Origin of the sequence: Maritimibacter sp. (assembly GCF_016774595.1) — a bacterium.
Lineage (GTDB): Bacteria > Pseudomonadota > Alphaproteobacteria > Rhodobacterales > Rhodobacteraceae > Maritimibacter > Maritimibacter alkaliphilus.
The window spans coordinates 1361263-1385140 of record NZ_JACBWT010000002.1 but is presented as its reverse complement, the minus strand read 5'-3'; the positions used below and the strand labels follow the sequence as shown (position 1 = coordinate 1385140).

The following is a 23878-nucleotide window of genomic DNA, read 5'->3' as shown; positions in this document are numbered from 1 at the left end:
CCCCGTCGCCATTGTCTCTCGGACCAATGGCGTGACAATTGCGACCCCCGAGGTATTTTCAGACCGAAGAAGAAGACCTCGGGAGCGAGACAGGCGCCATGGCGGACCAAGACCCCCTCATCATTTTCACCCCGTCGGGCAAGCGCGGACGGGTGCCGGAAGGCACGCCCGTGCTGGACGCCGCGCGCAGATTGGGGGTCGATCTCGATTCGGTCTGCGGCGGGCGCGGCAAGTGCTCCAAATGTCAGGTGGCGCCGGGCTATGGCGAGTTCGCCAAGCACGGGGTGACGGTCGCCCGCGACGCGCTGTCGGCATGGAACGAGGTCGAAGCGCGCTATGATCGTATCCGGGGCCTGAAGGACGGGCGGCGGCTGGGCTGTCAGGCGCGCGTCATGAAGGACGTCGTGATCGACGTGCCGCCGGAAAGCCAGGTTCACAAGCAGGTGGTGCGCAAGCGGGCGGAGTTGCGCGACATCGTGCTCTCGTCGCCCCTGAGCCTTGCCTATGTCGAAGTGGCCGCGCCGGACATGCATCATCCGTCGAGCGATCTCGACCGGCTGCTGAACGCGCTCAAGGCGCAGGTGGGGCTGGAGCGGCTCGGGATCGACCGTCACCTCCTCCCCGCCCTGCAACCCACGTTGCGCAGGGGCAAATGGGCGGTGACGGCGGCGATCCACGACGACGGCGACCCGCGTGTCGTCGCGCTCTGGCCGGATTTCTTCGAGGGGCCGCTGCATGGCGTGGCCGTCGATCTTGGCTCGACCACCATCGCGGGGCATCTCGTGAACCTCGTCACGGGCGAAGTTCTGGCCTCGTCCGGCCTGATGAACCCGCAGATCCGGTTCGGCGAAGACCTGATGAGCCGGGTGTCCTATTCGATGATGAACCCGGGCGGCGCGGACGAGATGACGCGCGTGGTGCGCGAGGGGGTGGACCGTCTGATCGGCGAGCTGGTGGCAGAGGCCGGGATCGGGGCCGAGACGCTGCTCGACGCGAGTTTCGTGATGAACCCGGTGATGCATCACCTGTTTCTGGGTCTCGACCCATATGAGCTGGGCCAGGCGCCTTTCGCGCTTGCCGTGGGGACCGCCCAGCGGATGATGGCCAGCGATCTGGGCCTCACCATCGCCCCCGGCACACGCGCCTATGTTCTGCCGCTGATCGCGGGCCATGTCGGGGCGGACGCTGCCGCCGTGGCGCTGTCGGAGGCGCCGCATCGCTCCGACGACCTTGTGCTGGTCGTGGACGTGGGCACGAATGCGGAAATCCTGCTCGGCGACAAGACCGGCGTGCTGGCCTGTTCCTCCCCCACTGGACCGGCCTTCGAGGGCGCGCAGATCAGCTCGGGCCAACGCGCCGCCCCCGGCGCGATCGAGCGGGTCGAGATCGACCCCGTCACCAAGGAGCCGCGCTTCAAGGTCATCGGCTGCGACCTGTGGTCGACCGAGGATGGGTTCCGGACCGCCGTCGCGGCGAGTGGGATCACCGGCATCTGCGGATCGGGCATCATCGAAGTGGTCGCCGAGATGCGCATGGCGGGCATCGTGGACCCCGGCGGGCTGATCGGCTCCGCCGAAGCCACGGGCACGGCGCGCTGCATCCCCGAAGGGCGGACCTATTCCTACCTGTTGTGGGAGGATGGCGACCGCCGGATCACCGTGACCAATGGCGACATCCGCGCGATCCAGATGGCCAAGGCCGCGCTTTATGCGGGCGCGCGTCTGCTCATGGACAAGCGCGGCGTGGACCGCGTGGACCGGGTGGTGCTGGCGGGCGCGTTCGGGGCGCATATCTCGCCCAAACACGCGATGGTTCTGGGCATGATCCCGGACTGTCCGCTGGACAGGGTGACGAGCGCGGGCAACGCGGCGGGCACCGGGGCGCGGATCGCACTTCTGAACCGTGAGGCGCGGGGCGAGGTCGAGGCGCTCGTGCGCCGGATCGAAAAGATCGAAACCGCCGTCGAGCCGCGATTTCAGGAGCATTTCGTCGCGGCCACCGCCATGCCGAACGCCGCCGATCCTTTCCCGATCCTGCGCTCGGTCGTCGATCTGCCGGAGGTCGATTTCAACACCGGCGGCAGCGGCGACGGCGGGCGGCGGCGCAGGCGGCGGGGTTGAGGGTTGCCGGGAAGGCGAATTCCCGAAAGACTGGCCCTGCCGTCGCCGAAAGGACCCCTGATGCTCCGCGCCATGCTCGCCCTTGCCCTGTTCACCCAAGCCGCCGCCGCCGAGGACTTTTCCAGCGCCATGCTCAAGGGCGCGGACCTGTCCGGGCAGGATCTTGCCGGCAGCGACTTTTCCGGGGCCTTTCTGGGCGAGGCGAACCTGACCGGCACGACGGTGGACGGCGCGACATTCGACGGGGCGCTGCTGACCGGCGCGACGATGACAGGCTGTTCGGCCAAAGGCGCGATCTTCACCGGCGCGGTGCTGAAGGACGCCGATCTTTCGGGCTGCGCTCTGGCGGGCGCGGATTTCACGGGCGCCCTTCTCGAAGGCGCGTCGCTTGCCGGTGCCGACCTGACGGGCGCCAGTCTCAGAAGCTCCCTCATGGCAGGTGCGGACCTGACGGGGGCGACGGTGACGGAGGTGGATTTCACCGATGCCCGTCTTTGCGACGCGCTCATGCCCGATGGAACGCGCGGGGCCTGCTAGGCGCAGAGCCTCTTGACGGACCCCGCACTCAATCGTATCTCAGCCGTCACGCGGGTGTAGCTCAATGGTAGAGCAGGAGCTTCCCAAGCTTAAGACGAGGGTTCGATTCCCTTCACCCGCTCCAATCCCCGACAGGCACGAAAGACGCCGCCACCCCTGCGGGCGACGGCGTTTTCGTGGTGTGCCAAGCGCCGCTTATTCGGCCGCGTCGCGGGTGTGGGCGATGCTTTCCGCCGAGGCGAGGCCTTCGGCGTCGGATTCGCCGCCCAGCTCGTCGCGCACCGCCTTTTCGATCCGGTTGCCGACCTCTTCGTCGATGTTGCGCCAGTAGTCGAAGGCGCGTTTCAAGACCTTTTCGCTGACCCCGTCGAGCAGATGGCCCGAGACGTTCGACACCAGACGCTCGCGCGCCGCGTCGTCCATCACGTCGCGCACGAGGGCATGAGCCTGTGACCAGTCGTCATCGTCGGGGCGCAGCTTGTAGGCTTCGCGCACCATCTCGCCGTCGGCCTCCCACAGCCCCGCTTCGTGCTTTTGCGGCTGGGCGGCGGGGCCGCCGTAGGAATTGGGGGCATAAACCGGGTCCGACACGTTCACGGTGCGCCCCTCGCCATCCTTGGAATAGCTGTGAACCGGGCTTTTCGCCGCGTTCACCGGGATCTGCTTGTAGTTCACGCCAAGCCGGGCGCGGTGCGCATCGGCATAGGAAAACCCGCGCGCGAGCAGCATCTTGTCCGGCGACAGCCCCACACCCGGCACCATGTTGTTGGGCTCGAACGCCGCCTGTTCGATCTCGGTATGGAAATCGGTCGGGTTCCGGTCCAGCACCAGTTTGCCGACTTCGATCAGCGGATAGTCGGCATGGGGCCAGACCTTGGTGAGGTCGAAGGGGTTGATGCGATAGGTCTTGGCGTCCTCGTAGGGCATGATCTGCCAGCTCAGGGTCCAGCTCGGATGGTTCCCGTCGCGGATCGCGTTGAACAGATCACGGCGGTGGTAATCGCCATCGGTGCCCGCCAGCTTGTCGGCCTCGTCCTGCGAGAGATACGCGTTGCCGTCGCCCTGATCGGTGTGGAAGTGGAACTTGACCCAGAATTTCTCACCCGCGTCGTTCACCAGCGAATAGGTGTGCGAGGAATAGCCGTTCATCTCGCGCCAGGTGCGCGGGATGCCCCGGTCGCCCATGAGATAAGCCACCTGATGCGCGCTCTCGGGGCTGAGAGTCCAGAAATCCCACTGCATGTCGTGATCGCGCATGTCGTTGTCGGCGCGGCGTTTCTGGCTGCGGATGAAATGCTGGAACTTCATCGGGTCGCGGATGAAGAAGACGGGCGTGTTGTTGCCCACCATGTCGAAATTGCCCTCCTCGGTATACATCTTGACCGAGAAGCCGCGCGGGTCGCGCCAGGTGTCGGGGCTGCCACGCTCGCCCGCGACGGTCGAGAACCGCACCAGCGTGTCGACCTTGGCCCCCGGCTGGAACACCTTGGCCTTCGTGTATTTCGAAACGTCGTTCGTGACCTCGAAATAGCCGAAGGCCCCGCCGCCCTTGGCGTGGGGCTGGCGTTCCGGAATGCGCTCGCGGTTGAAATTGGCCATCTGCTCAAGAAGATAATGATCGTTCAGAACGATGGGACCGTCGGAACCGATGGTGAGCGAATGTTCGTCGCTTTGCACCGGGATGCCGGCATCGGTGGTGGTCGGGGGGACGGATTTGTCCTTGGTCATGGAAACGCCTTCCTGTTGCGAGGTGGATCGTCTCGGAAACAGGTGGGCTGGCGCTTATGTTCCATCGCGCCCGACTTCGTCGCGGGCCTCGGGTCTGGCGGCATTGATCCACGCGCGCCATCGCGGCGATGCGCCCGTCAGAGAGCGGCCATCAACCGGGCCTTCTCGCCCGCGTCGTCGGGGTGGGACAAGGCCTGCGCCAGCGCCTCCAGCGAGGCGATGTTGTGCCCCGCGCGGAAGGTGTCGACATGGGGCAGCATCGCGCGGATGCCGGCCGCCTTGGGCGCGAAGCCTTCCCACCTGAGAAGCGGGTTGAGCCAGATCACGCGCTTGGCCGACAGGTGCAGACGCTCCATTTCCTTCGCCAGCCGGTCCGGGTCGTCGCGGTCCAGACCATCGGTGATGATGAGCACGACCGCCCCCTGCCCCATAACCCGCCGCGACCAGTCGCGGTTGAAGGCATGAAGGCTTTCGCCGATCCGGGTGCCGCCCTCCCAATCCTGCGCCTCGGCCCCGGCGGCGGCGAGGGCTGCGTCCACGTCGCGGGTGGCCAGATGATGGGTGATGTTGGTGAGCCGCGTGCCGAAGGTGAAGCCATGCACCTTGGCCCAGCCCGCGCCTTTCTGGTTGGCGACGGTGTGGAGGAAATGCAGGACCATCCGGCTGTAGGACGACATCGACCCGGAAATATCGCAAAGCACCACCAGATTGGGCCAGCGAATGCGTCGTTCCTTCTTGGCCAGATCGCGGATTTCGCCCCCCTGCCGCATCGCGTCGCGCATCGTGCGCCGCCAGTCCGGCAACCGCCCGTCGAGCGCGGCCTTGGTCCGGCGCGACTGAAGCGGTTTCACTGGGAGCGTGAGGCGCGCGAGCAGGCGTTTTGCCTCGGCCACTTCCGAGGTCGACATCTGTTCGAAATCGAGCGTGCGCAGCCGTTCCTCAGCGGACATGGTGAGCGAAGCATCGACCTCGATCTGGGTCTCGTCGGTCTCCTCCTCGCCCTGGCCCTCGGGCCTTTCGGGTTCGATCCCGTCGAGAAGCGATTCCGCCGCGCGTTTCTCGGCTGGTTTCGCCGCCCGATCCTCCTGCACACCGCGCACGGCGGGCAACATGAGCGACATCATGTGTTCGAGGTAGCGCGGGTCGCGCCAGTAGAGCCGGAACACCTGATGGAAGACGCGCCGTTCCTCGGGCCGGGACACGAAAACGGCGTGGAGCGTCCAGTAGAAATCGGTCTTGGAGGTGAAGCCGACGGCGGCGACCGCCCGCGTCGCCTCCAGCACCTTGCCCGGTCCGGCCTTCAGCCCCGACTTGCGAAGCGCGCGGGCGAAATGGGTGATGTTCGCCGTGAGCTTGGGGTTTTCCGGCAGGTCGAGGTCGGGAAGGCCCTCCATGTCAGGTTTCGCACCGGCTTGCGCCGGTCCGACCCGCTTGGGGGGCCAGCCCTCCAAACCACACGACAAACTGGGGGGCCAGCCCCCCAAACCCCCCGGGATATTTCGAGACCGGAAAGAGCATCAGGCGGTCTCGAGGGCCTGACGGGATTCTTCGAGCAGGCGCGTGGCCTCGGAGCCTGCGAGGCGTTGGATATCGTCTTGGTATTTCAGGATCGCGCCCAGTGTGTCGGCGATGACGGCGGGTGAGAGGTCGATGACATCGAGGGCGAGCAGGCATTTGGCCCAGTCGATCGTCTCGGCCACACCCGGTTTCTTAAACAGGTCCTCCGTGCGCAGGCGCTGGACGAAGGCGATGATCTCGCGCGAAAGGCGCTCGGAGGCTTCGGGGGCCCGGGCGGTGAGGATTTCCATTTCCCTGTCGAAGGACGGGTAGTCGACCCAGTGATAGAGGCAGCGACGTTTGAGCGCATCATGCACCTCGCGCGTGCGGTTGGAGGTCAGGATCACGATTGGCGGTTCGGGCGCCTTGATCGTGCCGAGTTCGGGGATCGTCACCTGAAAATCGCTGAGGGCTTCCAGCAGGAACGCCTCGAACGGCTCGTCGGTGCGGTCGAGCTCGTCGATCAGAAGGACAGGCGCGCCGCCGGGTTGGGGCGACATGGCTTCGAGCAGCGGGCGGCGGATCAGGTAGCGGTCGGAGAACAGCTCGTCCGTCAGCGCCTCGCGGTCGGTGCCTTCGGTCACTTCGGCGGTGCGGATCGCGACCATCTGCGCCGGGAAGTTCCATTCGTAGACCGCCGAGGCGGCGTCGAGGCCTTCGTAGCACTGAAGCCGGATCAGGCGGCGGCCCAGTGCGGCGGCCAGCGCCTTGGCGAGTTCCGTCTTGCCCACCCCCGCCTCGCCCTCGAGAAAGAGCGGGCGCCCCAGCTTGAGGGCGAGAAAGGTCACGGTGGCGAGCGCGCGGCCCACCACGTAGTTCTCGCCCGACAGCATCTCTTCGACCCCGTCGATATCCTCGGGTATCTGCGTCATCCGCTCCTCCTCAAACTCGGCTCATGGAATATGTCTCGCACGAAAGGGTCAAGGGCGGCACGCCCCCTGACCTCGTCAATTGGTCGTAGGCGCTGTCACGGATTCGCGACGCCCGAATGGACCGTCTTGTGAAAAAGTTGACGATTTTGGCGCAGTTTGCGCATACTACGGGCAACGACAACGCGGGGCAGACCGGATCAATCCGGCACGAGCGAGCAGGCGGACAGATGGCACAGCTTCCCGAAATCTGGTCGGAGGCGCGGTGATGCGGATCACCGCCGTCACCTGCGTGAAGAACGAAGGTCCGTTCCTGATCGAATGGATCGCCTTCAACCGCGTGATCGGGGTGACGGATCACCTGTTCTACTCGAACGATTGCGACGACGGGACCGATGCGATGCTGGATGCGCTGGCCGCGCGCGGGATCGTGGAGCATCTGCCGAACCCCGCCCAAGGGCGCAATTACCAGATGGAAGCCCTGAAACACGCCGCACGCCAGCCCGTCGTGACCGGGGCCGACTGGATCTGGATCGCGGATGTGGACGAGTTTCTGAACATCCACGTGGGCGACGGGACCATCCCGGAATTGATCGAGGCCTGCGGCGACCCCCATGCGATTTCGGTGACGTTTCAGTTCATGGCGAACGGCGGGATCGAGACCTATGAGGATCGCCCGGTGATCGAACAGTTCACCTATACCCACAACCCCGACATCTGGTGCGACGAGCTGGCGCAAGAGGTCAAGACCCTGACGCGCCACGATTTTCCGGTGCAGTACTTCGGCGCGCACCGTCCCTTTATGAAGGGCGGGATCAAGAAAGCGACGCGACCGGGTTGGACCGATGGTTCGGGCCGCGACGTGCCGTGGAAGTTCCGCACCGCGGCCAACAAGAACCGCAAGCGCAAGTTTCCGGCCAAGGGCGCGCGGGCGTTCGCGACGCTCAATCACTATGCGCTTCGCTCGCTCGACAGTTACCTCGTCAAGAACGACCGGGGCGACGTGAACCGGGAAAACCGGGAATTCGACGACAGCTACTGGCGCGAACGCAACGATGCGGCGTGGGAAGAACGCTCGATCCTGCGCTATCTGCCGCGCCTCAAGGCCGAGATGGCCGCGCTGATGTCGGACCCCGAGATCGCCGATCTGCACGCCGCCGCCTGCGCCGCGCACCGCGCCAAGCGCGACAAGCTGATCGCGCAACCCGGCTATCAGGACCTGCGCGCGCGTCTGCTGGCGGCCCCACAGGAAAGCCCCGCCGAAATCGCGTTGATGGAGCTGATCGCGTGAGCCTGCCCAAGATCATCAACCTCGGGCTGCCCAAGTCGGGCACCACGACGCTCGCCACCGCCTTTGCCGAGGCTGGGTTGCGCGTCGCGGACTGGATGGCGCGGGACGAAAAGGGCGACAAGATGGGGTTCGTCGGTCGGCTCATGTATCTGGGCTATTTCGAGACCGGCGATCCCCTGTCCGCCATACCAGATTTCGACGCCTATACCGAGATTTCCGTGGTCCGTCGGGGCCGGAACTTCTGGCCCCAGACCGACTGGGCGATCATCTCCGGCATCCGCGCGCATCATCCCGGCGCGAGGTTCCTGCTCTCGGCCCGCGACCCCGGAAAACATGCCGACAGCATCCGGCGCTGGTCGAACCTCGGCAAGACCCGGCTGCCCGCGAACCATGTGCCGGGCCTGCCGCAGTTCCACGGTCAGAATCCCGGCGAGATCGAACGCTGGATCGAGAGCCACATCAAGTTCTGCCGCCATGTCTTCGACGGGGCCGACGATTTTCTGGAGTTCGACATCGAAGACCCCGAGGCCGCCGACAAGATCGCCCGGTTCACCGGCGTCGATCTGCCGTGGTGGGGCAAGGCGAACGAGAACGAAAACCACAAGCCGCGCGACGAGGACGACGAAGACAGCGACCTCGAATCCGAGGATGGCGTGTCATGAGGATCGTCCTTCATATCGGCCTGCCGGTCTGCGGCGCGGACCGGCTTCAGTCGGTGCTCGACGACAAGCGCGGCGCGCTCGCCAAGGCGGGGGTGCTCTATTCCGGTCTCGGGCGGCTCAACCACACCAAGCTTTACATGGCCGTCAGCGACCCCGGCCATATCGACCCGCTGCGCTTTGCCCGTGGCTTTGCCTCGTCCAGAACGCAGGAGGCGCTGCGCGATCGCGTGGCCGAAGACCTCGCCGCCGAGGTGAAGCGGGCTGCGCCGGATGTGCTGGTCCTGTCCGCACTGCAACTGTCGACCCTGCCCAATGCAGGCGAATTGCGCCGTCTGCGCGCCCTGCTCGCCCCGCTATCGGACGAGATCGAGGTGGTCGCCCATGTGGACGAACAGGCCCGAATGCTCGTGCGCCACTACGAGGCTGCGGTGCTGGATGGGCGACGCGCGGATCTGGGTCAGGAACTGGGCCTGATCGGCACTTCCGACTGGCGCAAGGCCGCGCTGGCCGATTGGGGCAGGATCGACCCGATGCAGAACGGCTTTCCCGAGGTGCAGGCGGCGCCCCACTGGCTCGACCTGCCCGCGCTCACGGCGCATTGGCAGGGTGTTTTCGGCCCCGGCCGGATGCGGCTGCGTCCCTATGACGAAGAGCTCTTCGCCTCGGACCGCGTGACCGAAGAACTCGCGGCCATGATCGGCGTCGACCTGCCGCTGGGCAAGGCGGACCCGGCCCCGGTGCCGCCACGGCCCTCGGCCGAAACCATCGCCAGAGGGCGCGCTTTGAACCTCGTCTTTGAGAAGCTGATGGCACAGGGGCGGATCATCCCGCGCCAACTTCAATCCCGGTTCATGGAAGAGGTGTCGATCGACGGGTCACCGATCGGCGCCGGCGCGCTCACCGCGCTGTCCGAACATTTCGCGCCGGCCAATGCCGCGCTGGCAGAAGCCCGGCCGGAAATCGAAGCGGCCCTTCGCCCGGAGATGCCCGACGAACCCTGGAGCGAGGCCGAGGTCACGCATGGCTTTCGCGCGACCCAATATGCCGCCGCTGCGCTGCCCCGGATCGACATGGTGACGGCCGAGTTGCGCCGCCGCCAACAGGACGCGCAGAAGGCCCACATCAACGGCACCGAGATGTCGCAGCCTGACAAGCTGTCGGCCACCGCCGAGAAACTCATGTCGCCCCGCGCCAAGGAGAATTTTCACCACCTGCGCACGGGTCGCTTTGCCCCGCACAACCGACTCGGCCGCGTGAACGAAGAAGAAATCGCGGCGGCGTTTACCGAGGTCGCCCCCCGCACCCTGCCCGAAGGCCGCTCCGGCAACGTCATCGTCGGCTGCATGAAAAACGAAGCGCCCTATATCCTCGAATGGGTCGCCTATCACCGTATGATCGGCGTCGACAACTTCCTGATCTACACGAACGACTGCACCGACGGGACCGACGCGCTTCTTGACCGGTTGCAGGAAATGGGCGTGCTCCAGCACCGCGACAATACCGAGTGGAAGGGCAACTCCCCCCAGCAATACGCGCTGAACAAATCGCTCAAGGAACCCGTCATCAAGAACGCCGACTGGGTGATCCACATCGACGTGGACGAGTTCATCAACATCCGCTGCGGCAACGGGCGGCTGGAGGATTTCTTCGAGCGCGTCCCCGACGCCACCAACGTCGCGATGACCTGGCGGCTGTTCGGCCACAACGGCGTGACAGAACTGAACCGCGATCTGGTGATCGAACAGTTCGACGACGCCGCCCCGAAATACTGCCCCAAGCCCCACACGGCCTGGGGGTTCAAGACGATGACCAAGAACATCGGGGCTTATGAGAAGTTTTCCTGCCACCGCCCCAACAAGCTGGACGAAACCCTGCGCGACCGGGTGCAGTGGGTGAACGGCTCCGGTCAGGTGATGACCGACAAGTACAAGGACAACGGCTGGCGCTCGGACCTCAAAACCATCGGCTACGACCATTTGCAGCTCAATCACTACGCGCTCAGATCCGCCGAAAGCTTCCTCATCAAACGCCAGCGCGGGCGCGCGCTGCACGTCGACCGCTCCATCGGCATAAACTACTGGGTGCGGATGGACTGGGGCGGCAACCGGGATGTCACGATCAAGCGCAACGTGCCGCGCGTCCGGGCCGAGATGGAGCGGCTTCTGGCCGACCCCACGCTCAGGCGCATCCACGACGAAGGATATGCCTGGCACCGCGCCAAGGCCGACGAATTGCACGAGACGCCGGAGTTTCAGGAGCTTTACGCGCAGGCCCTCGAAACCAAACTCACCGAGATGGAGCGTGTGGCCTTCGCCCTCGCGCTCGATATGGAAAGCTAAGGTGCCGCAAGAGCACCAGCCGACGAAAGCGGGAGATACCGCAGTCAGATCAGGAGCAGTCACATGGCGCTTGCACAGGACCGGGCCTTTCAGATGAAGGTCAAACCCAAGACACCGATGCCGGAGGCGGAGGACGGCGGCGAGGACATGATCCGCTGCCGGGGCCTTAGGTTTCCCGACCGCCCCGAAATCCTCGCCCCCCGCCTGCGCCGTGCGCTGAGGCGCAACAACTACGAGCGGACCGAAGCGGATGCCGCCCGCAGTCAGGTCACCGCCGACGACGTGGTGCTGGAACTCGGCGGCGGCATCGGCTTCATGTCCTCGGTCATGGCCCGCAACTGCAAGGCAAGCCACGTCCACGTGTTCGAGCCGAACCCGGATGCCGTCGCCTATATGCGCGACGTCCACGCGCTGAACGGGATCACGAACGCGACCGTCATGAACGCCATCGTCGGCCCGAAAAAGGGCAAGGCCACGTTCTACCAGCGCGAGAACCTTCTGACCTCGTCGCTTGAGGAAAACCCTGCGAAACTCGACGTGCCGGTGGTGGCCGAGCATGACATCGAGGTGCTGAACATCAACACGGTGTGGAAGGATCTGAAGCCCACCGTTCTGGTCTGCGACATCGAAGGCGCCGAAGCGGACCTGTTCGACAAGGCGACGCTCTCCGGCATCCGTCTCGCCATCATCGAGGTGCATCCGCAGTGGATCGGGGAAACGGGCGTGCGCGCCGTGTTCGACGCGATGCACCGCAACGGGCTGACCTATTTCCCGAAAGCCTCGGTCGCCAAGGTTCTGGTCTTCAAGAAAGATTTCTGATGCGCTTCACCGCCGTCCTGACGGTCCGAAACGAAGCCGCGTTCCTGATCGAATGGGTCGCGCATCATCTGGGCATCGGGTTCACCGACCTTGTGGTGCTGTCCAACGACTGCGACGACGGCACCGACACGATGCTCGACCGGCTGGCCGAGGTCGCCCCCGTCCACCATGTGCGCAACGACGGCCCGCACGAAGGCGGCATCCAGTTCGCCGCGCTGAAACTCGCCGACAAACACCCCGCCGTCACCGGCGCCGACTGGCTCTGCGCGCTGGATGTGGACGAGTTCGTCAACATCCACACCGGCGACCACAGGCTCGCCGCCCTCCTCGCCGCCCTCCCGGACGCCGACGCGATCACGCTCACCTGGCGGCTTTTCGGCAATGGCGGCGTCGTGCGGTTCGAAGACCTGCCGATCACCGCCCAGTTCACCCGCGCCGCGCCCGAAATCATGTACTGGCCGTGGCGGGCGAGCATGTTCAAGACGCTCTACCGAAACGACGGCGCCTACGCCAAACTCGGCGTCCACCGCCCCCGCGCGCCCGGCCCCAAGGCCGACGACGCGCGCTGGTTCGACGGCGAGGGCCGCGACCTGGGCCCGCGCTTTCGCAAGGGTCCGATCTTCTCGCACTATGGCCGCCCGAACTACGGCCTCGTCCAATTGAACCACTACCCCTTGGGCGCGATGGAAAGCTACATTCTCAAACGCGACCGGGGCCGCGCCGTCCACGAGGGCGATGCGCTCGGCCTCGACTACTGGACCGAGCGCAACTGGGTCTCCGAAGACGACACCTCGATCCGCCAGTCCGGCTCCCTGCGTGATGCGTGGCTCGACCGATTCATGGCCGACACCCAACTGGCCGAGCTGCACGCCGAGGCGGTGCTCTGGCGACGGCAGCGTTTCGACGCCCTCATGCTCGAAGAACCGAACCGCGCCCTCATGGGCCGCCTGATGATGAGCCCCCCGGCCCGCCCGCTTTCGATGGAGGCCGCGCGTTTCCTCATCACCTACGGCCAGCGCGACGCCCGGCGGACCACCAACACCGCCTGATCTTCTCTGGTCCGAAAATACCTTCGGGGGTAGGACGTGTTTGCCCGCAAACACGTCCAAGGGGGCAGACAGCCCCCTTTCCGCCCTCGCCGCCCCGCACCACCGCCCGAGGTCCGCACCCCAAAGCGCGGCGAAGCCGCGCCCGCCGCGACCTGCGCAGCAGGGCGCAAAACCTCTGGCGAAGCCAGCGCCGACAGGCTAATCCCCCCGCATGACCCAAAGCCTCACGATCCGCCGCCCCGACGACTGGCACCTGCACCTGCGCGACGGCGCGATGCTCGCTGCCGTCCTGCCCGAAACCGCCCGCCATTTCGGCCGCGCCATCGTGATGCCCAACCTCGTGCCCCCCGTCGTGACCGGCAGCGATGCCGCCGCTTACCGCGAGCGGATCATGGCCGCCCTGCCCGATAGAATGACCTTCGAGCCGCTCATGACGCTTTACATGACCGAAGACACCGATGCCGAAGACGTGCGCCGCGCCGCCGCCTCGGGCCTCGTCACGGCGGTCAAGCTTTACCCCGCTGGCGCGACCACCAATTCCGCCTCGGGCGTGCGCGATTTCGACAAGGTGCGCGGCGTGCTGGACGTGATGGCCGAGATCGGCCTGCCGCTCTGCGTCCATGGAGAAGTCACCGATGCCGAGATCGACATTTTCGACCGCGAAGCGGTGTTCATCGACCGCGTGCTCGACCCGATCCGCCGCGCCACCCCCGGCCTCAAAGTGGTGATGGAGCACGTCACGACCGCCCAAGCCGCGCAATATGTGCAGGCGGGCGACGACAGCTTGGCGGCCACGATCACCGTCCAGCACCTCATGCTCGACCGCAACGACATGCTGGTGGGCGGGATGCGCCCGCATTACTACTGCCTGCCGATCCTCAAACGCCGCGACCACCGCGAGGCGCTGGTGAACCTCGCCACCTCCGGCTTCTCCCGCACCTTCCTCGGCACTGACAGCGCGCCGCATCCGACCCACAGGAAAGAGGCCGAGTGCTGCGCGGCAGGCGCCTTCACCGCGCCCATCGCGCTGTCCTGCATTGCCGAGGTGTTCGAAGCTCACGGCGCGCTCGACCATTTCGAAGCCTTCGTCTCGCTCAACGGCCCCGCCTTCTACGGCCTGCCGGTGTCGGACGAAACGCTGACCCTCACCAAGGGCGATCCCCTTGATCTTCCGACCAAAATCGCCGCTGGCCCCGACACCGTGACGGTGTTCGATCCGGGCCGGCCGCTGCATTGGTCCGTGGCATAACAGGAGCATCCGATGATCCCCACCTCGTTTCCCGACAAGGCCGAAATCGCCCGCCTGACCGCCCGGATGCTGCTGGAAATCGGCGCGGTGAACTTCCGCCCCGAGGATCCGTTCATCCTCGCCTCCGGGCTGCCCAGCCCGACCTATATCGACTGTCGCAAACTGATCTCCTACCCGCGCATCCGCTCGACGCTGATGGATTTCCTCGCCGTCACGGTGATGCGCGACGCAGGCTTCGAGGCCTTCGACAATGTCGCGGGCGGTGAGACCGCGGGCATTCCCTTCGCCGCGCTGGTGGCCGAACGCCTCGCCCTGCCGATGACCTATGTGCGCAAAAAGCCCAAGGGTTACGGCAAGAACGCCCGGATCGAAGGCGCGATGAGCGAGGGCGAGCGGGTGCTGCTGGTCGAAGACCTCACCACCGACGGCGGATCGAAGCTGTCCTTCGTCGACGCGATCCGCGAAACCGGGGCCACCTGCGGCCATACGGCGGTGATCTTCTACTACGGCATCTTCCCCGAGACCGAAAAAACGCTAGGCGATCACGGTGTGCAACTGCACCACCTGTGCACCTGGTGGGACGTTCTGGCCGAGGCGAAATCCTCCGGCAGCTTCGCGCCCGAGACGCTGACCGAGGTCGAAGCCTTCCTGAACGCGCCGCGCGACTGGCAGGAGAAAAATAAGCGGGGATAGAACTGTGGATCGTTTCGTCGGGCTTGTGGACGACTCCGTGCTCGTCCGCTTACCGTGAAACAAGATATAGATATCGCGGCGCGGCGTGCTACACTGGGCGGTATGTGGTCGGGCGATTTGGCCGGTGGTCGCGGATATGCACAGGGTTATCCGCAGACTTCTTAAGGCCTAGCCTCAAGAACCGCTCTTAAGCTATTCCCACTGAACGCTTTTGGGGGAAATCATGAATCAGGTGTCACCGTTCCGGCCGGGCGAGCCGGCGGACGGAAAAGACGACGCGACGGACAGCGTCCCGCATAATATCGAGGCCGAACAGCAGCTTCTCGGCGCGATTCTGACGAACAACGAGGTCTATGACCGCGTGGCGCAGATCGTGCGGCCCGAGCATTTCTACGAACCCGTGCACCGGCGCATCTACGACATCGCCGAACAGCGCATCTCGAAGAACGCGCTCGCCTCGCCGGTGACGATCAAGGCGTTCATGGAAGATGACGAGGGGCTCAAGGAACTGGGCGGTCCCGCCTACCTCGCGCGCCTCGCCGGTGCCGCGATCTCGTCCTTCGCCGCGCGCGACTATGCGCAGCTGATCTACGAAATGCACCAGCGCCGCGAACTGATCCGCCTTGGCGCCGACATCGCCGCGCGCGCGGTGCGGTTCGAGAAGGACAACGAGCCGGGCGAGCAGATCGTCGCCGCCGAACAGTCGCTTTATAAACTGGCTGAAACCGGCAAGACCTCATCCGGGTTCGTCAGCTTCCTGTCCGCCGTCACCGATGCGGTGCAGGTCGCCAACGCCGCCTACCAGCGCGACGGTGGCCTTGCGGGTATCTCGACGGGCCTCACCGACATGGACAAGAAGTTGGGGGGCCTGCACCCCTCGGACCTTCTGATCCTCGCCGGTCGTCCGTCGATGGGGAAAACCTCGCTCGCCACAAACATCGCGTTCAACATCGCCAAGGCCTATAAGAAGGGCAAGAAACCCGACGGGTCCGAAGGCGCGGTGTCCGGCGGTGTCGTGGGCTTCTATTCGCTCGAAATGAGTGCCGAGCAGCTCGCCGCGCGTATCCTGTCCGAAGCCTCCGAAGTCCCGTCCGAACAGATCCGGCGCGGCGACATGACCGAGGCCGAGTTCCGGCGCTTCGTCGATGCCGCCAAGGCGCTGGAAAGCTGTCCGCTTTACATCGACGACACGCCCGCGCTCCCCATCGCGCAGTTGGCCGCCCGCGCGCGGCGCTTGAAGCGCGAGCATGGGCTCGACGTGCTGATGGTCGACTACCTCCAGCTTGTGCGCGGCACCGCCGAGAACCGGGTGAACGAGATCGCCGAGATTTCGATGGGGCTGAAGGCCATCGCCAAGGAACTCAACATCCCCGTCATCGCGCTGTCGCAGCTGTCGCGTCAGGTGGAAAGCCGCGACGACAAACGCCCGCAGCTGTCGGACCTTCGCGAATCCGGCTCGATCGAGCAGGACGCCGACGTCGTCATGTTCGTGTTCCGCGAGGAATATTATGCCGAGCGCGAAAAGCCGTCGGACGACCGGCTCGACGAAATGGCGGCCTGGCAGGAACGGATGGAGCGTCTGCACGGCAAGGCCGAGGTCATCATCGGCAAGCAGCGTCACGGCCCCATCGGCACGGTCGAACTGAGCTTCGAGGGCCGCTTCACGCGCTTCGGCAACCTCGTGCAGCCGTGGCAACAGGGCGGCGGCGGGCCGGACGGCTACTAAGCCCATGTCGCCCCTCGCCATTGGGGTCTTCGTCCTCGGACTTCTCATCGGCGCACTCGTCCTGCGGGTGCGCCGTTCGCGTCGCCCGGCCGTATTGGTCGACGGATCGAACGTCATGTATTGGCGCGGCGAGACGCCGGACATCCGCACCGTTCGGCAGGTCGTCAAGCGGCTCGAAGCGGACGGGTTTCGCCCCGGCGTGATGTTCGACGCCAACGCAGGCTATCTGCTGTTCGGGCGCTACACGCATGATCGCGCCTTCGCCAAGCATCTGAATTTGCCTGAGAAACGTGTGATGGTGGTTCCGAAAGGCACGCAGGCCGACGGTCATTTGCTGCGGGCGGCCGCCGAAATGAACGCCCGGATCGTGACGAACGACCGGTTCCGCGACTGGGCCGACCGCTATCACTTCGTCACCGTCAAAGGCCGGCTCATCCGGGGCGGCTACCGGGGCAACCGGCTCCATCTCAAGACTTGAAGGCTCCGCCTCAGGGCGCGATCCGGAAGTAGTCGCTGACCATGAAATAGTCCTTCTGCGGGCCGGTAACCTCCCACGTCGCGCGCCAGTCGGGCCAGAGGGTGAAGTCATAGGCCACGCGGTAATCGTCCGGGTCGCACCAATGCTGCGCGATCGGGGCCTGATCGGGTCCGATCCGGTGAAAGAAGCGCCCGTCCCCGAAGTAGACTTCGATCCCCCCGTCGCCCTGCCGCCACAGATAGGTGCGGGTCGCGGCGAACGGCGTGCCGCCCTCGAAGGTCAGTTCGCCCACTTCGCGGCAGGTCAGCCCTTCACCATCCGGCGCGAAGGTCACGACGCCCTCGAACCGGCCCGCCCTGCCCGCCATCCGGTCGTCGATCCGGCGCGCCACGCGCCAGCGGCCCTCGAAGTCGAAAAGCGTTGCCATGCTCACCTTGCCCCTTCCGGAACGTCAGTCTATGACGCGCGCGACCCGCCCACAAACCGAAAGGCCGCCCCATGATCCCGCGTTATGCCCGCAAAGAAATGACCGACATCTGGGAGCCGGCCACCAAGTTCAAGATCTGGTACGAGATCGAGGCCCACGCCTGCGACGCGCAAGCCGACCTTGGCGTGATCCCGCGCGAAAACGCCGATGCGGTCTGGAAGGCCAAGGACGTGGATTTCGACGTGGCCCGGATCGACGAGATCGAAGCGGTGACGAAGCATGACGTGATCGCGTTCCTCACCCATCTGGCCGAGCATGTCGGGTCGGACGAGGCGCGCTTCGTCCATCAGGGGATGACGTCTTCGGACGTGCTCGATACCTGCCTCAACGTCCAGCTCGTGCGCGCCGCCGACATCCTGATCGAGGATGTGGAAAAGGTGCTCGCCGCGCTGAAAAAGCGCGCGATGGAGCACAAGATGACCGTCCGCGTCGGGCGCAGCCACGGCATCCACGCCGAACCGACCACGATGGGCCTGACCTTCGCGCGCTTTTATGCCGAGTTCGACCGCAACCTCGCCCGTCTGAAAGCGGCGCGCGCCGAGGTCGCCACCGGCGCGATTTCCGGCGCGGTCGGCACCTTCGCCAACATCGACCCGGCGGTGGAAGAGCACGTCTGCGAAAAGCTGGGCCTCCGCCCCGAACCGATCTCGACGCAGGTGATCCCGCGTGACCGTCACGCCATGTTCTTCGCCACGCTGGGCGTCATCGCTAGTTCCATCGAGAATGTCGCGATCGAGATTCGCCACATGCAGCGCACCGAGGTGCTGGAGGGGGCCGAGTTCTTCTCGATGGGCCAGAAGGGCTCGTCGGCCATGCCGCACAAGAAAAACCCGGTCCTGACCGAGAACCTCACGGGTCTCGCCCGCCTCGTGCGCATGACCGTGATCCCGGCGATGGAGAACGTGGCGCTCTGGCACGAACGCGACATCTCGCACTCCTCCGTCGAACGCGGGATCGGCCCGGACGCCACCGTAACGCTCGACTTCGCGCTGAACCGTCTGGCGGGCGTGGTCGACAAGATGATTATCTATCCCGATAACATGCTTGAAAACATGAACAAATTCCCGGGTCTGGTGATGTCGCAGCGCGTGCTTCTGGCGCTGACCCAAGCCGGTGTCAGCCGCGAGGACGCCTATTCCATGGTTCAGCGCAACTCGCTCAAGGTCTGGGAAGAACGCCTCGATTTCCAAGAGCTTCTGCTGGCCGACGACGAGGTCGTGGCGGCACTTGGCGAGGACGGTATCCGCGCCAAGTTCGACATGGATTACCACACCAAGCACGTCGACACGATCTTCAAGCGCGTCTTCGGCGCATGATCGCGGGCGCGTGAAGTCGGGCGGCGAAAAACCGTGATACCCTCCTGTCAGTCGAACAGGAGATCATTCATGAACGCCAAAGCCTTTTTCGCCGCCGCCTGCCTTGCCCTGTTGCCCGTCACCGGCTTCGCCATGTGCGCGGGCCATGAGGAAACCGCCTCGTCCTGCATGGAAGGCTATTCCTGGGACGCCGAAAAGGGCGCCTGCGTCGAAGTCGTTTCCGGCTGATCGAACACTGTTTGCGCACCGCGTCGCCCGCATGGCTGCGCGGTGTCTCCTCGCGTCCATCCCATCCCGGAGTCCAGCCATGAAAGCCAAGACCCTGCTCGCGTCCGCCATCCTCGCCTTTCTTCCCCTTGCCGCCATCGCGCAGGAAAGCCGGTCCTGCGAAGAGGCTCATGCCAATTGCAAGGAAGGCACGATCTACGACGCGGAAACCAAGGCCTGCGTCGTCGTTTCCAGCTAATCGGACCTGTGACACCATCGTGACCGGGCTTGCGCGCGGCGCATGTTAGGCTTGTGATACGGGATTATTTTTTCGGAGTTAGACATGCGTACCACATTCCTCGCGGCCGCCCTTGCCCTGCCCGCCGCGGCCTTCGCCGCCGGGTCGGACAATGACAGCACGCCGACCACGACCGAAACCACCACACAGTGTTCCGAAGGCATGGTGTGGGATGCGAACCTCGGCCAGTGCGTCGCCCCCAAGGAAAGCTCGCTCACCGATGATGCGCTTTATGAGGCCGTGCGCGAACTGGCCTATGCCGGGCGCTACGCCGACACGCTGAACGTGCTCGCCGCCATGTCCGACCAGTCCGACGACCGGGTTCTGACCTATCGCGGTTTCGTCGCCCGGAACATGGGCGATCTCGAAGGGGGCGAGGCGTTCTACCGCGCCGCAATCGAAGCCAACCCCGACAACCTGCTCGCCCGATCCTACATGGGTCAGGGCTATGTCGTGGAAGGTCGCGTGGACGAGGCTTATGCACAGCTCGTCGAAATCCGCGCGCGGGGCGGCGAAGGCTCCTGGCCCGCACGGGCGCTGGAGACGGCGATCCGCTCGGGTGTGACCACCAACTACTGATCCCGCGGAACCAACCGTTAACACCTTGACCCTATGGTTTCCGGGGAACCGGGGAAGAGGTGAGACGTGTCGACGGAGATGGCCCTTTCGGATTTCGGCATGGACCCCATGCCGCTGCGCCGCCTGACCAAGCGTCAGAAGGCGGCGGTCATCGTGCGGCTCCTGCTCGCCGAAGGGATCGAACTCAAACTCGCCGACCTGCCGGAAGAATTGCAGACCGAACTGGCGCAGCAGATGTCGTCGATGCGCTTCATCGACCGGGTGACGCTGAAGTCGGTGGTCGATGAATTCGTCGAGGAAATCGAAAGCGTCGGCCTGTCTTTTCCCGGCGGGCTCGAAGGGGCGCTGAACGTGCTCGACGGCACAATCAGCCCCGCGACCGTCGCGCGCATCCGCAAGGCCAAGGGGTTCAACTTCACGGGCGACCCTTGGGAAACCATCGCCGGGCTGGACCCTTCCCGCCTTCTCCCCGTTCTCGAAGAGGAAAGCGTCGAGGTGGGCGCGGTGCTCCTGTCCAAGCTCAAGGTCTCGACCGCCGCCGACCTGCTCGGGCGCCTGCCAGGCCCGCGCGCGCGCAAGCTGGCCTATGCCATATCGCTGACCGGATCGGTCGAACCCGCCGTGGTCGACCGGATCGGGCGCGCCATCGCCGAACAACTCGACGCCCAGCCGCTCAAGGCGTTCAGCGACGGGCCGGTCGAACGGGTCGGCGCGATCCTGAACTTCTCGCCCGCCGCCACCCGCGACGATGTGCTCGAAGGGCTGGATGCCGAGGATCAGGCGTTCGCGGAAGAAGTGCGCAAGGCGATCTTCACCTTCGCCAACATCCCCGACCGGATCGACGCGCGCGACGTGCCAAAGATCACGCGCGACGTGGACCCCGCCGTTCTCATCACCGCGCTCGCCGGTGCGATGGGCGGCCCGTTGGCGCCCGCGGCGGAATTCATCCTCGGCGCCATGTCGAAACGCATGGCGGATCAGTTGCGCGAAGAGATCGGCAATGTGGGCAAGGTGAAACCGAAGGAGGCGGAGGAGGCGATGGGCACCATCGTCTCGACCATCCGGGAACTGGAGGCGGCTGGCGAGGTTCTGCTGCTGGCGGGCGACGACGACTGACCCGGAACGCCGCGCGCCATGCCGCCGGTAAGCAATGCCCGAGATTGATGGACGCGACCCCACAACGGCCTTATGCCCGATGGGACCAAACTGCGACCGGACCCTTCCCTTGACCGTCACACCCGCGATGCAGCCCGCCAGCCAACCCGGCAAGGGCATCCTGCTTTATATGGCCGCCTTCTTCTTCATGTCGACGATGGAGCTGATGGCGAAGCTGCTCACGCAGGATCTGCACGTCGCACAGGCGGTCTGGGCACGCTACGCGGGCCAGACCGTGATCGTCGTCGTCTGGCTGTTCCCGCAGCTGGGTCAGGTGGTGCGCACCCGCTATCCCGGCCTGCAATTCGCCCGGTCCGTGCTGCTTCTGATCGGGACCGCCGTGTTTTTCACCGCGCTCACCTATCTCGGGCTGGCCGAGGCATCGGCGGTCATGAACATCAACCCCGTGCTCATCACCGTGGGCGGCGCGATCTTTCTGGGCGAGACCTTCGGGGTGAAACGCGCCTTCGGGGTCGGCGCGGCGCTGATCGGCGCGCTCATCGTGATCCGGCCCGGCACGGACGTCTTTTCGCCCGCGACCCTTCTGCCGCTGATCTCGGCCTCCTGCTACGCCGGGTTCATCCTGCTCACCCGCAAGGTGGGCCATGACGAGGACCCGCGCACATCGCTCCTGTACGCGGCCCTTCTCGGGGCGATCATCACGTCCATCGTCGTGCCGTTCTACTGGCAGACCCCGGATCTGCGGCAGGTCGGCCTCATGTGCGCCATCGGCATCCTCGGCGCGTTGGGCCAGTTCCTGATGATCCAGTCGGTGCGATACGCCGAGGCCAGCGCCATCGCGCCGTTTTCCTACATCGCCCTGCTCGTCGCCGCCTTCTGGGGCTATGTCGCGTTCGGCGACGTTCCCGACCTCGCCACATGGATCGGGGGAGGCATCATCGTGGCCTCGGGCATCTACATCTGGCACCGCGAGCGGTCTGGCGTCGTCCCGATCCGCTGAGACGCCCCGTTGCCAATCCCCGCCCCCGGGCATAGAGCGACGCCATGACCGCGATCGCCTCCCCCCTCAACCAGCCGGGCAAGGGCATCCTGCTTTATATGAGCGGGATTTTCTGCATGGCGACGATGGATCTTTTGGCCAAGATCCTGTCGCAGGAGGTGCATGTCACCCAGACGATCTGGGCCCGCTATGCCGGGCAGACCATCATCGTCACGATCTGGCTCCTGCCCACGCTGAAGACGGTCGCGCGCACCAAATACCCCGGCCTGCAATTCGTGCGCTCCATGTCGCTTCTGATGGGCACCAGCCTGTTCTTCATGTCGCTCACCTACCTCGGTCTGGCGGAAGCGACGGCGATCATGGACATCAATCCGATCTTCATCACGCTGGGCGCGGCGCTGTTTCTGGGGGAACGCTTCGGGCCGCGCCGGGCCTTCGGGGTGGTCGCGGCGCTTGTCGGCGCGCTGGTCATTATCCGGCCGGGGACCGAGGTGTTTTCACCGGCCGCCTTTCTGCCCCTGATCGCGGCCACGGGCTATGCCACCTTCATCCTGCTGACACGCAAGGTCGGCCATGACGAAGACCCGCGCACTTCGCTGCTATACGCCGCCCTGCTCGGCGCCATCGTGACCAGCGTCATCGTGCCGTTTTTCTGGACCGTCCCCGGCCCCAAAGAGATCGCGCTGATGCTGGCCATCGGCGCGCTTGGCGCGTTGGGGCAACTGTTCCTGATACAAGCCGTGCGCTTCGCAGAAGCCTCGGCCATCGCGCCGTTTTCCTACGTCGGCCTTCTGATCGCGGCGATCTGGGGCGCGCTGGTGTTCGGCGAATATCCGGACCTCGCCACATGGATTGGCGGGGCGATCATCGTCGCCTCGGGCCTTTACATCTGGCATCGGGAACGGGCGGCGCCCTGAACGCCCGGTCAGACACTGACGATCAACGAGAAATCCGCCTCGGGACCGTCCGGTTTGCGGTTGAACAACCGATCGAGCGATTCCGGTGAGGATGACCGCCGGGTGAGGTTGTTGCGGGGATCGTATTCGGTTTCGACCCGATGGGTCATCCGCTTGGCCGCAGGACGTTCACCGATCTGCGCACGCCAGCGCGAAAGGTTCGGAAAATCCTCCGGCGCGAACTCGTGCCGCTCAAGGTAAAGCGTCCACGGCCAGATCGCGATATCGGCGATGGAATAGCCGTCGCCCGCGATCCAGTCGCGGCTCGCGAGCCGGTCGTCGAGGTGCCGATAGACGGTTTCCGACTGGTTGCGATAGCGCGCCGCGGAATAGGGTTCCGAGCCATGCTTCACGACGAGGTGGTAGTGGTTGTATTGCCCCAGCATCGGCCCCACCAGCGCGGTTTGCACCATGAGCCAGCGCATCACGTCGCGCCGGGCCGCGCCCGCCTCCGGCAGAAAGTCGGGGCCGTAGGTTTCGGCCAGATAGATCAGGATCGCATTGGATTCGAACAGCGGCTCATCGGCGCCCGGATCGGTCAGGACCGGCACCTTGGCGATCGGGTTCATGGCGAGGAAGTCGGGCTCGAACTGCTCGCCGCTGAAGACCGCCACGTGTTTCATGGCGTAGTCGAGCCCGAGTTCTTCGAGCAAAAGCCCCACCTTGCGCACATTTGGGCTGCCGGTGCCAAAGAGAATTCGCTCTGTCGGGTCCGTCATACCGTCGTCCTTTTCTGAATACCACGTCGCGCGCCGCCGACGCGGCGGTGGGCTGTGGCAAAATCCGACGAAATTTTCCCGCA

At 65.3% G+C, this 23878-nt stretch carries 23 protein-coding genes and 1 tRNA gene; 19 read left to right on the top strand and 5 right to left on the bottom strand.

All coding sequences use genetic code 11. From position 1 onward, the window contains the following. The first annotated feature begins 98 nt into the window (after positions 1-98). The 3 genes from HOY44_RS17945 to HOY44_RS17935 all read left to right on the top strand — a co-directional run bounded on the left by HOY44_RS17945 (position 99) and on the right by HOY44_RS17935 (position 2781). Entirely contained in the window at positions 99-2120 is a 2022-nt protein-coding gene (locus HOY44_RS17945) for an ASKHA domain-containing protein (protein WP_287436616.1), read from the top strand. Between the two features lie 60 nt (positions 2121-2180). Then, a complete protein-coding gene (locus HOY44_RS17940) occupies positions 2181-2657 on the top strand; it encodes a pentapeptide repeat-containing protein (RefSeq protein ID WP_287436614.1) in 477 nt (158 codons plus the stop codon). A gap of 50 nt (positions 2658-2707) precedes the next feature. Beyond that, positions 2708-2781 (top strand) — tRNA-Gly (locus HOY44_RS17935). A 71-nt stretch (positions 2782-2852) separates the two neighbouring features. On the opposite strand, the gene HOY44_RS17930 is transcribed toward HOY44_RS17935, so the two are convergent. The 3 genes from HOY44_RS17930 to HOY44_RS17920 form a co-directional block, all read right to left on the bottom strand. Further along, on the bottom strand, positions 2853-4385 hold the full coding sequence (locus HOY44_RS17930; protein WP_287436612.1) for a catalase: 1533 nt from the start codon (positions 4383-4385) through the stop codon (positions 2853-2855). A gap of 137 nt (positions 4386-4522) precedes the next feature. Next, positions 4523-5779 carry a vWA domain-containing protein gene (locus HOY44_RS17925; RefSeq protein ID WP_287436610.1) on the bottom strand — a complete coding sequence of 419 codons (1257 nt, stop codon included), beginning with the start codon at positions 5777-5779 and terminating at the stop codon, positions 4523-4525. Positions 5780-5902: 123 nt separating this feature from the next. Continuing rightward, positions 5903-6814, bottom strand: coding sequence for an AAA family ATPase (locus HOY44_RS17920; protein ID WP_287436609.1), 912 nt, complete (start codon positions 6812-6814; stop codon positions 5903-5905). A gap of 265 nt (positions 6815-7079) precedes the next feature. Here HOY44_RS17920 and HOY44_RS17915 point away from each other — a divergent pair, with 265 nt between their 5' ends. From HOY44_RS17915 to HOY44_RS17875, 9 genes are all read left to right on the top strand, one after another. After that, positions 7080-8102, top strand: a complete 1023-nt coding sequence (locus HOY44_RS17915; RefSeq protein ID WP_287436606.1) for a glycosyltransferase family 2 protein — start codon at positions 7080-7082, stop codon at positions 8100-8102. Further along, on the top strand, positions 8099-8764 hold the full coding sequence (locus HOY44_RS17910) for a sulfotransferase (RefSeq protein WP_287436603.1): 666 nt from the start codon (positions 8099-8101) through the stop codon (positions 8762-8764). The genes HOY44_RS17915 and HOY44_RS17910 overlap by 4 nt, the downstream gene beginning before the upstream one ends. After that, the gene (locus HOY44_RS17905; RefSeq protein WP_287436601.1) at positions 8761-11103 is read left to right on the top strand and encodes a glycosyltransferase family 2 protein; all 2343 of its coding nucleotides are present in this window, start codon (positions 8761-8763) and stop codon (positions 11101-11103) included. Before HOY44_RS17910 ends, HOY44_RS17905 begins: the two co-directional genes overlap by 4 nt. Positions 11104-11166: 63 nt before the next feature. Then, the gene (locus HOY44_RS17900; protein WP_287436599.1) at positions 11167-11922 is read left to right on the top strand and encodes an FkbM family methyltransferase; all 756 of its coding nucleotides are present in this window, start codon (positions 11167-11169) and stop codon (positions 11920-11922) included. Further along, positions 11922-12971, top strand: a complete 1050-nt coding sequence (locus HOY44_RS17895) for a glycosyltransferase family 2 protein (RefSeq protein WP_287436597.1) — start codon at positions 11922-11924, stop codon at positions 12969-12971. The genes HOY44_RS17900 and HOY44_RS17895 overlap by 1 nt, the downstream gene beginning before the upstream one ends. Before the next feature lie 211 nt (positions 12972-13182). Next, on the top strand, positions 13183-14220 hold the full coding sequence (gene pyrC, locus HOY44_RS17890; RefSeq protein ID WP_287436595.1) for a dihydroorotase: 1038 nt from the start codon (positions 13183-13185) through the stop codon (positions 14218-14220). 12 nt (positions 14221-14232) lie between these two features. Beyond that, on the top strand, positions 14233-14913 hold the full coding sequence (locus HOY44_RS17885; protein ID WP_287436593.1) for an orotate phosphoribosyltransferase: 681 nt from the start codon (positions 14233-14235) through the stop codon (positions 14911-14913). A gap of 223 nt (positions 14914-15136) precedes the next feature. Beyond that, complete coding sequence (locus HOY44_RS17880; RefSeq protein ID WP_138424021.1) at positions 15137-16639, top strand: replicative DNA helicase; 1503 nt, start codon at positions 15137-15139, stop codon at positions 16637-16639. A 4-nt stretch (positions 16640-16643) separates the two neighbouring features. Then, positions 16644-17117 carry an NYN domain-containing protein gene (locus HOY44_RS17875; RefSeq protein WP_287436591.1) on the top strand — a complete coding sequence of 158 codons (474 nt, stop codon included), beginning with the start codon at positions 16644-16646 and terminating at the stop codon, positions 17115-17117. A 10-nt stretch (positions 17118-17127) separates the two neighbouring features. Here HOY44_RS17875 and HOY44_RS17870 read toward each other — a convergent pair whose 3' ends face one another. Then, entirely contained in the window at positions 17128-17544 is a 417-nt protein-coding gene (locus HOY44_RS17870) for a DUF6314 family protein (RefSeq protein ID WP_287436589.1), read from the bottom strand. A gap of 71 nt (positions 17545-17615) precedes the next feature. Between HOY44_RS17870 and purB the strand changes: the two genes are divergently transcribed. The 7 genes from purB (at position 17616) to HOY44_RS17835 (ending at position 23037) form a co-directional block, all read left to right on the top strand. Then, entirely contained in the window at positions 17616-18920 is a 1305-nt protein-coding gene (purB, locus tag HOY44_RS17865) for an adenylosuccinate lyase (protein WP_287436587.1), read from the top strand. Between the two features lie 69 nt (positions 18921-18989). After that, positions 18990-19148, top strand: coding sequence for an adenylosuccinate lyase (locus tag HOY44_RS17860; RefSeq protein WP_138424025.1), 159 nt, complete (start codon positions 18990-18992; stop codon positions 19146-19148). 79 nt (positions 19149-19227) lie between these two features. Beyond that, positions 19228-19386: a hypothetical protein gene (locus HOY44_RS17855; protein ID WP_287436585.1), complete on the top strand. Its 159-nt coding sequence runs from the start codon at positions 19228-19230 to the stop codon at positions 19384-19386. An 84-nt stretch (positions 19387-19470) separates the two neighbouring features. Further along, positions 19471-20004, top strand: a complete 534-nt coding sequence (locus HOY44_RS17850; RefSeq protein WP_287436583.1) for a tetratricopeptide repeat protein — start codon at positions 19471-19473, stop codon at positions 20002-20004. Between the two features lie 66 nt (positions 20005-20070). Continuing rightward, positions 20071-21120: a flagellar motor switch protein FliG gene (locus tag HOY44_RS17845; RefSeq protein ID WP_353806666.1), complete on the top strand. Its 1050-nt coding sequence runs from the start codon at positions 20071-20073 to the stop codon at positions 21118-21120. Between the two features lie 109 nt (positions 21121-21229). Next, positions 21230-22120 carry a DMT family transporter gene (locus tag HOY44_RS17840; protein ID WP_235889160.1) on the top strand — a complete coding sequence of 297 codons (891 nt, stop codon included), beginning with the start codon at positions 21230-21232 and terminating at the stop codon, positions 22118-22120. 44 nt (positions 22121-22164) lie between these two features. Then, a complete protein-coding gene (locus HOY44_RS17835; RefSeq protein ID WP_287436580.1) occupies positions 22165-23037 on the top strand; it encodes a DMT family transporter in 873 nt (290 codons plus the stop codon). Positions 23038-23045: 8 nt separating this feature from the next. Here the strand turns inward: HOY44_RS17835 and HOY44_RS17830 are convergent, their stop codons facing one another. Further along, positions 23046-23795, bottom strand: a complete 750-nt coding sequence (locus HOY44_RS17830; RefSeq protein ID WP_287436578.1) for a glutathione S-transferase family protein — start codon at positions 23793-23795, stop codon at positions 23046-23048. Positions 23796-23878 lie beyond the last annotated feature (83 nt).

Coding starts and splice junctions, on each gene's coding strand:
- HOY44_RS17945 (WP_287436616.1), top strand. CDS start 99: ATGGCGGACCAAGACCCCCTCATCATTTTCACCCCGTCGGGCAAGCGC.
- HOY44_RS17940 (WP_287436614.1), top strand. CDS start 2,181: ATGCTCCGCGCCATGCTCGCCCTTGCCCTGTTCACCCAAGCCGCCGCC.
- HOY44_RS17930 (WP_287436612.1), bottom strand. CDS start 4,385: ATGACCAAGGACAAATCCGTCCCCCCGACCACCACCGATGCCGGCATC.
- HOY44_RS17925 (WP_287436610.1), bottom strand. CDS start 5,779: ATGGAGGGCCTTCCCGACCTCGACCTGCCGGAAAACCCCAAGCTCACG.
- HOY44_RS17920 (WP_287436609.1), bottom strand. CDS start 6,814: ATGACGCAGATACCCGAGGATATCGACGGGGTCGAAGAGATGCTGTCG.
- HOY44_RS17915 (WP_287436606.1), top strand. CDS start 7,080: ATGCGGATCACCGCCGTCACCTGCGTGAAGAACGAAGGTCCGTTCCTG.
- HOY44_RS17905 (WP_287436601.1), top strand. CDS start 8,761: ATGAGGATCGTCCTTCATATCGGCCTGCCGGTCTGCGGCGCGGACCGG.
- HOY44_RS17900 (WP_287436599.1), top strand. CDS start 11,167: ATGGCGCTTGCACAGGACCGGGCCTTTCAGATGAAGGTCAAACCCAAG.
- HOY44_RS17895 (WP_287436597.1), top strand. CDS start 11,922: ATGCGCTTCACCGCCGTCCTGACGGTCCGAAACGAAGCCGCGTTCCTG.
- pyrC (WP_287436595.1), top strand. CDS start 13,183: ATGACCCAAAGCCTCACGATCCGCCGCCCCGACGACTGGCACCTGCAC.
- HOY44_RS17885 (WP_287436593.1), top strand. CDS start 14,233: ATGATCCCCACCTCGTTTCCCGACAAGGCCGAAATCGCCCGCCTGACC.
- HOY44_RS17880 (WP_138424021.1), top strand. CDS start 15,137: ATGAATCAGGTGTCACCGTTCCGGCCGGGCGAGCCGGCGGACGGAAAA.
- HOY44_RS17875 (WP_287436591.1), top strand. CDS start 16,644: ATGTCGCCCCTCGCCATTGGGGTCTTCGTCCTCGGACTTCTCATCGGC.
- HOY44_RS17870 (WP_287436589.1), bottom strand. CDS start 17,544: ATGGCAACGCTTTTCGACTTCGAGGGCCGCTGGCGCGTGGCGCGCCGG.
- purB (WP_287436587.1), top strand. CDS start 17,616: ATGATCCCGCGTTATGCCCGCAAAGAAATGACCGACATCTGGGAGCCG.
- HOY44_RS17860 (WP_138424025.1), top strand. CDS start 18,990: ATGAACGCCAAAGCCTTTTTCGCCGCCGCCTGCCTTGCCCTGTTGCCC.
- HOY44_RS17855 (WP_287436585.1), top strand. CDS start 19,228: ATGAAAGCCAAGACCCTGCTCGCGTCCGCCATCCTCGCCTTTCTTCCC.
- HOY44_RS17850 (WP_287436583.1), top strand. CDS start 19,471: ATGCGTACCACATTCCTCGCGGCCGCCCTTGCCCTGCCCGCCGCGGCC.
- HOY44_RS17835 (WP_287436580.1), top strand. CDS start 22,165: ATGACCGCGATCGCCTCCCCCCTCAACCAGCCGGGCAAGGGCATCCTG.
- HOY44_RS17830 (WP_287436578.1), bottom strand. CDS start 23,795: ATGACGGACCCGACAGAGCGAATTCTCTTTGGCACCGGCAGCCCAAAT.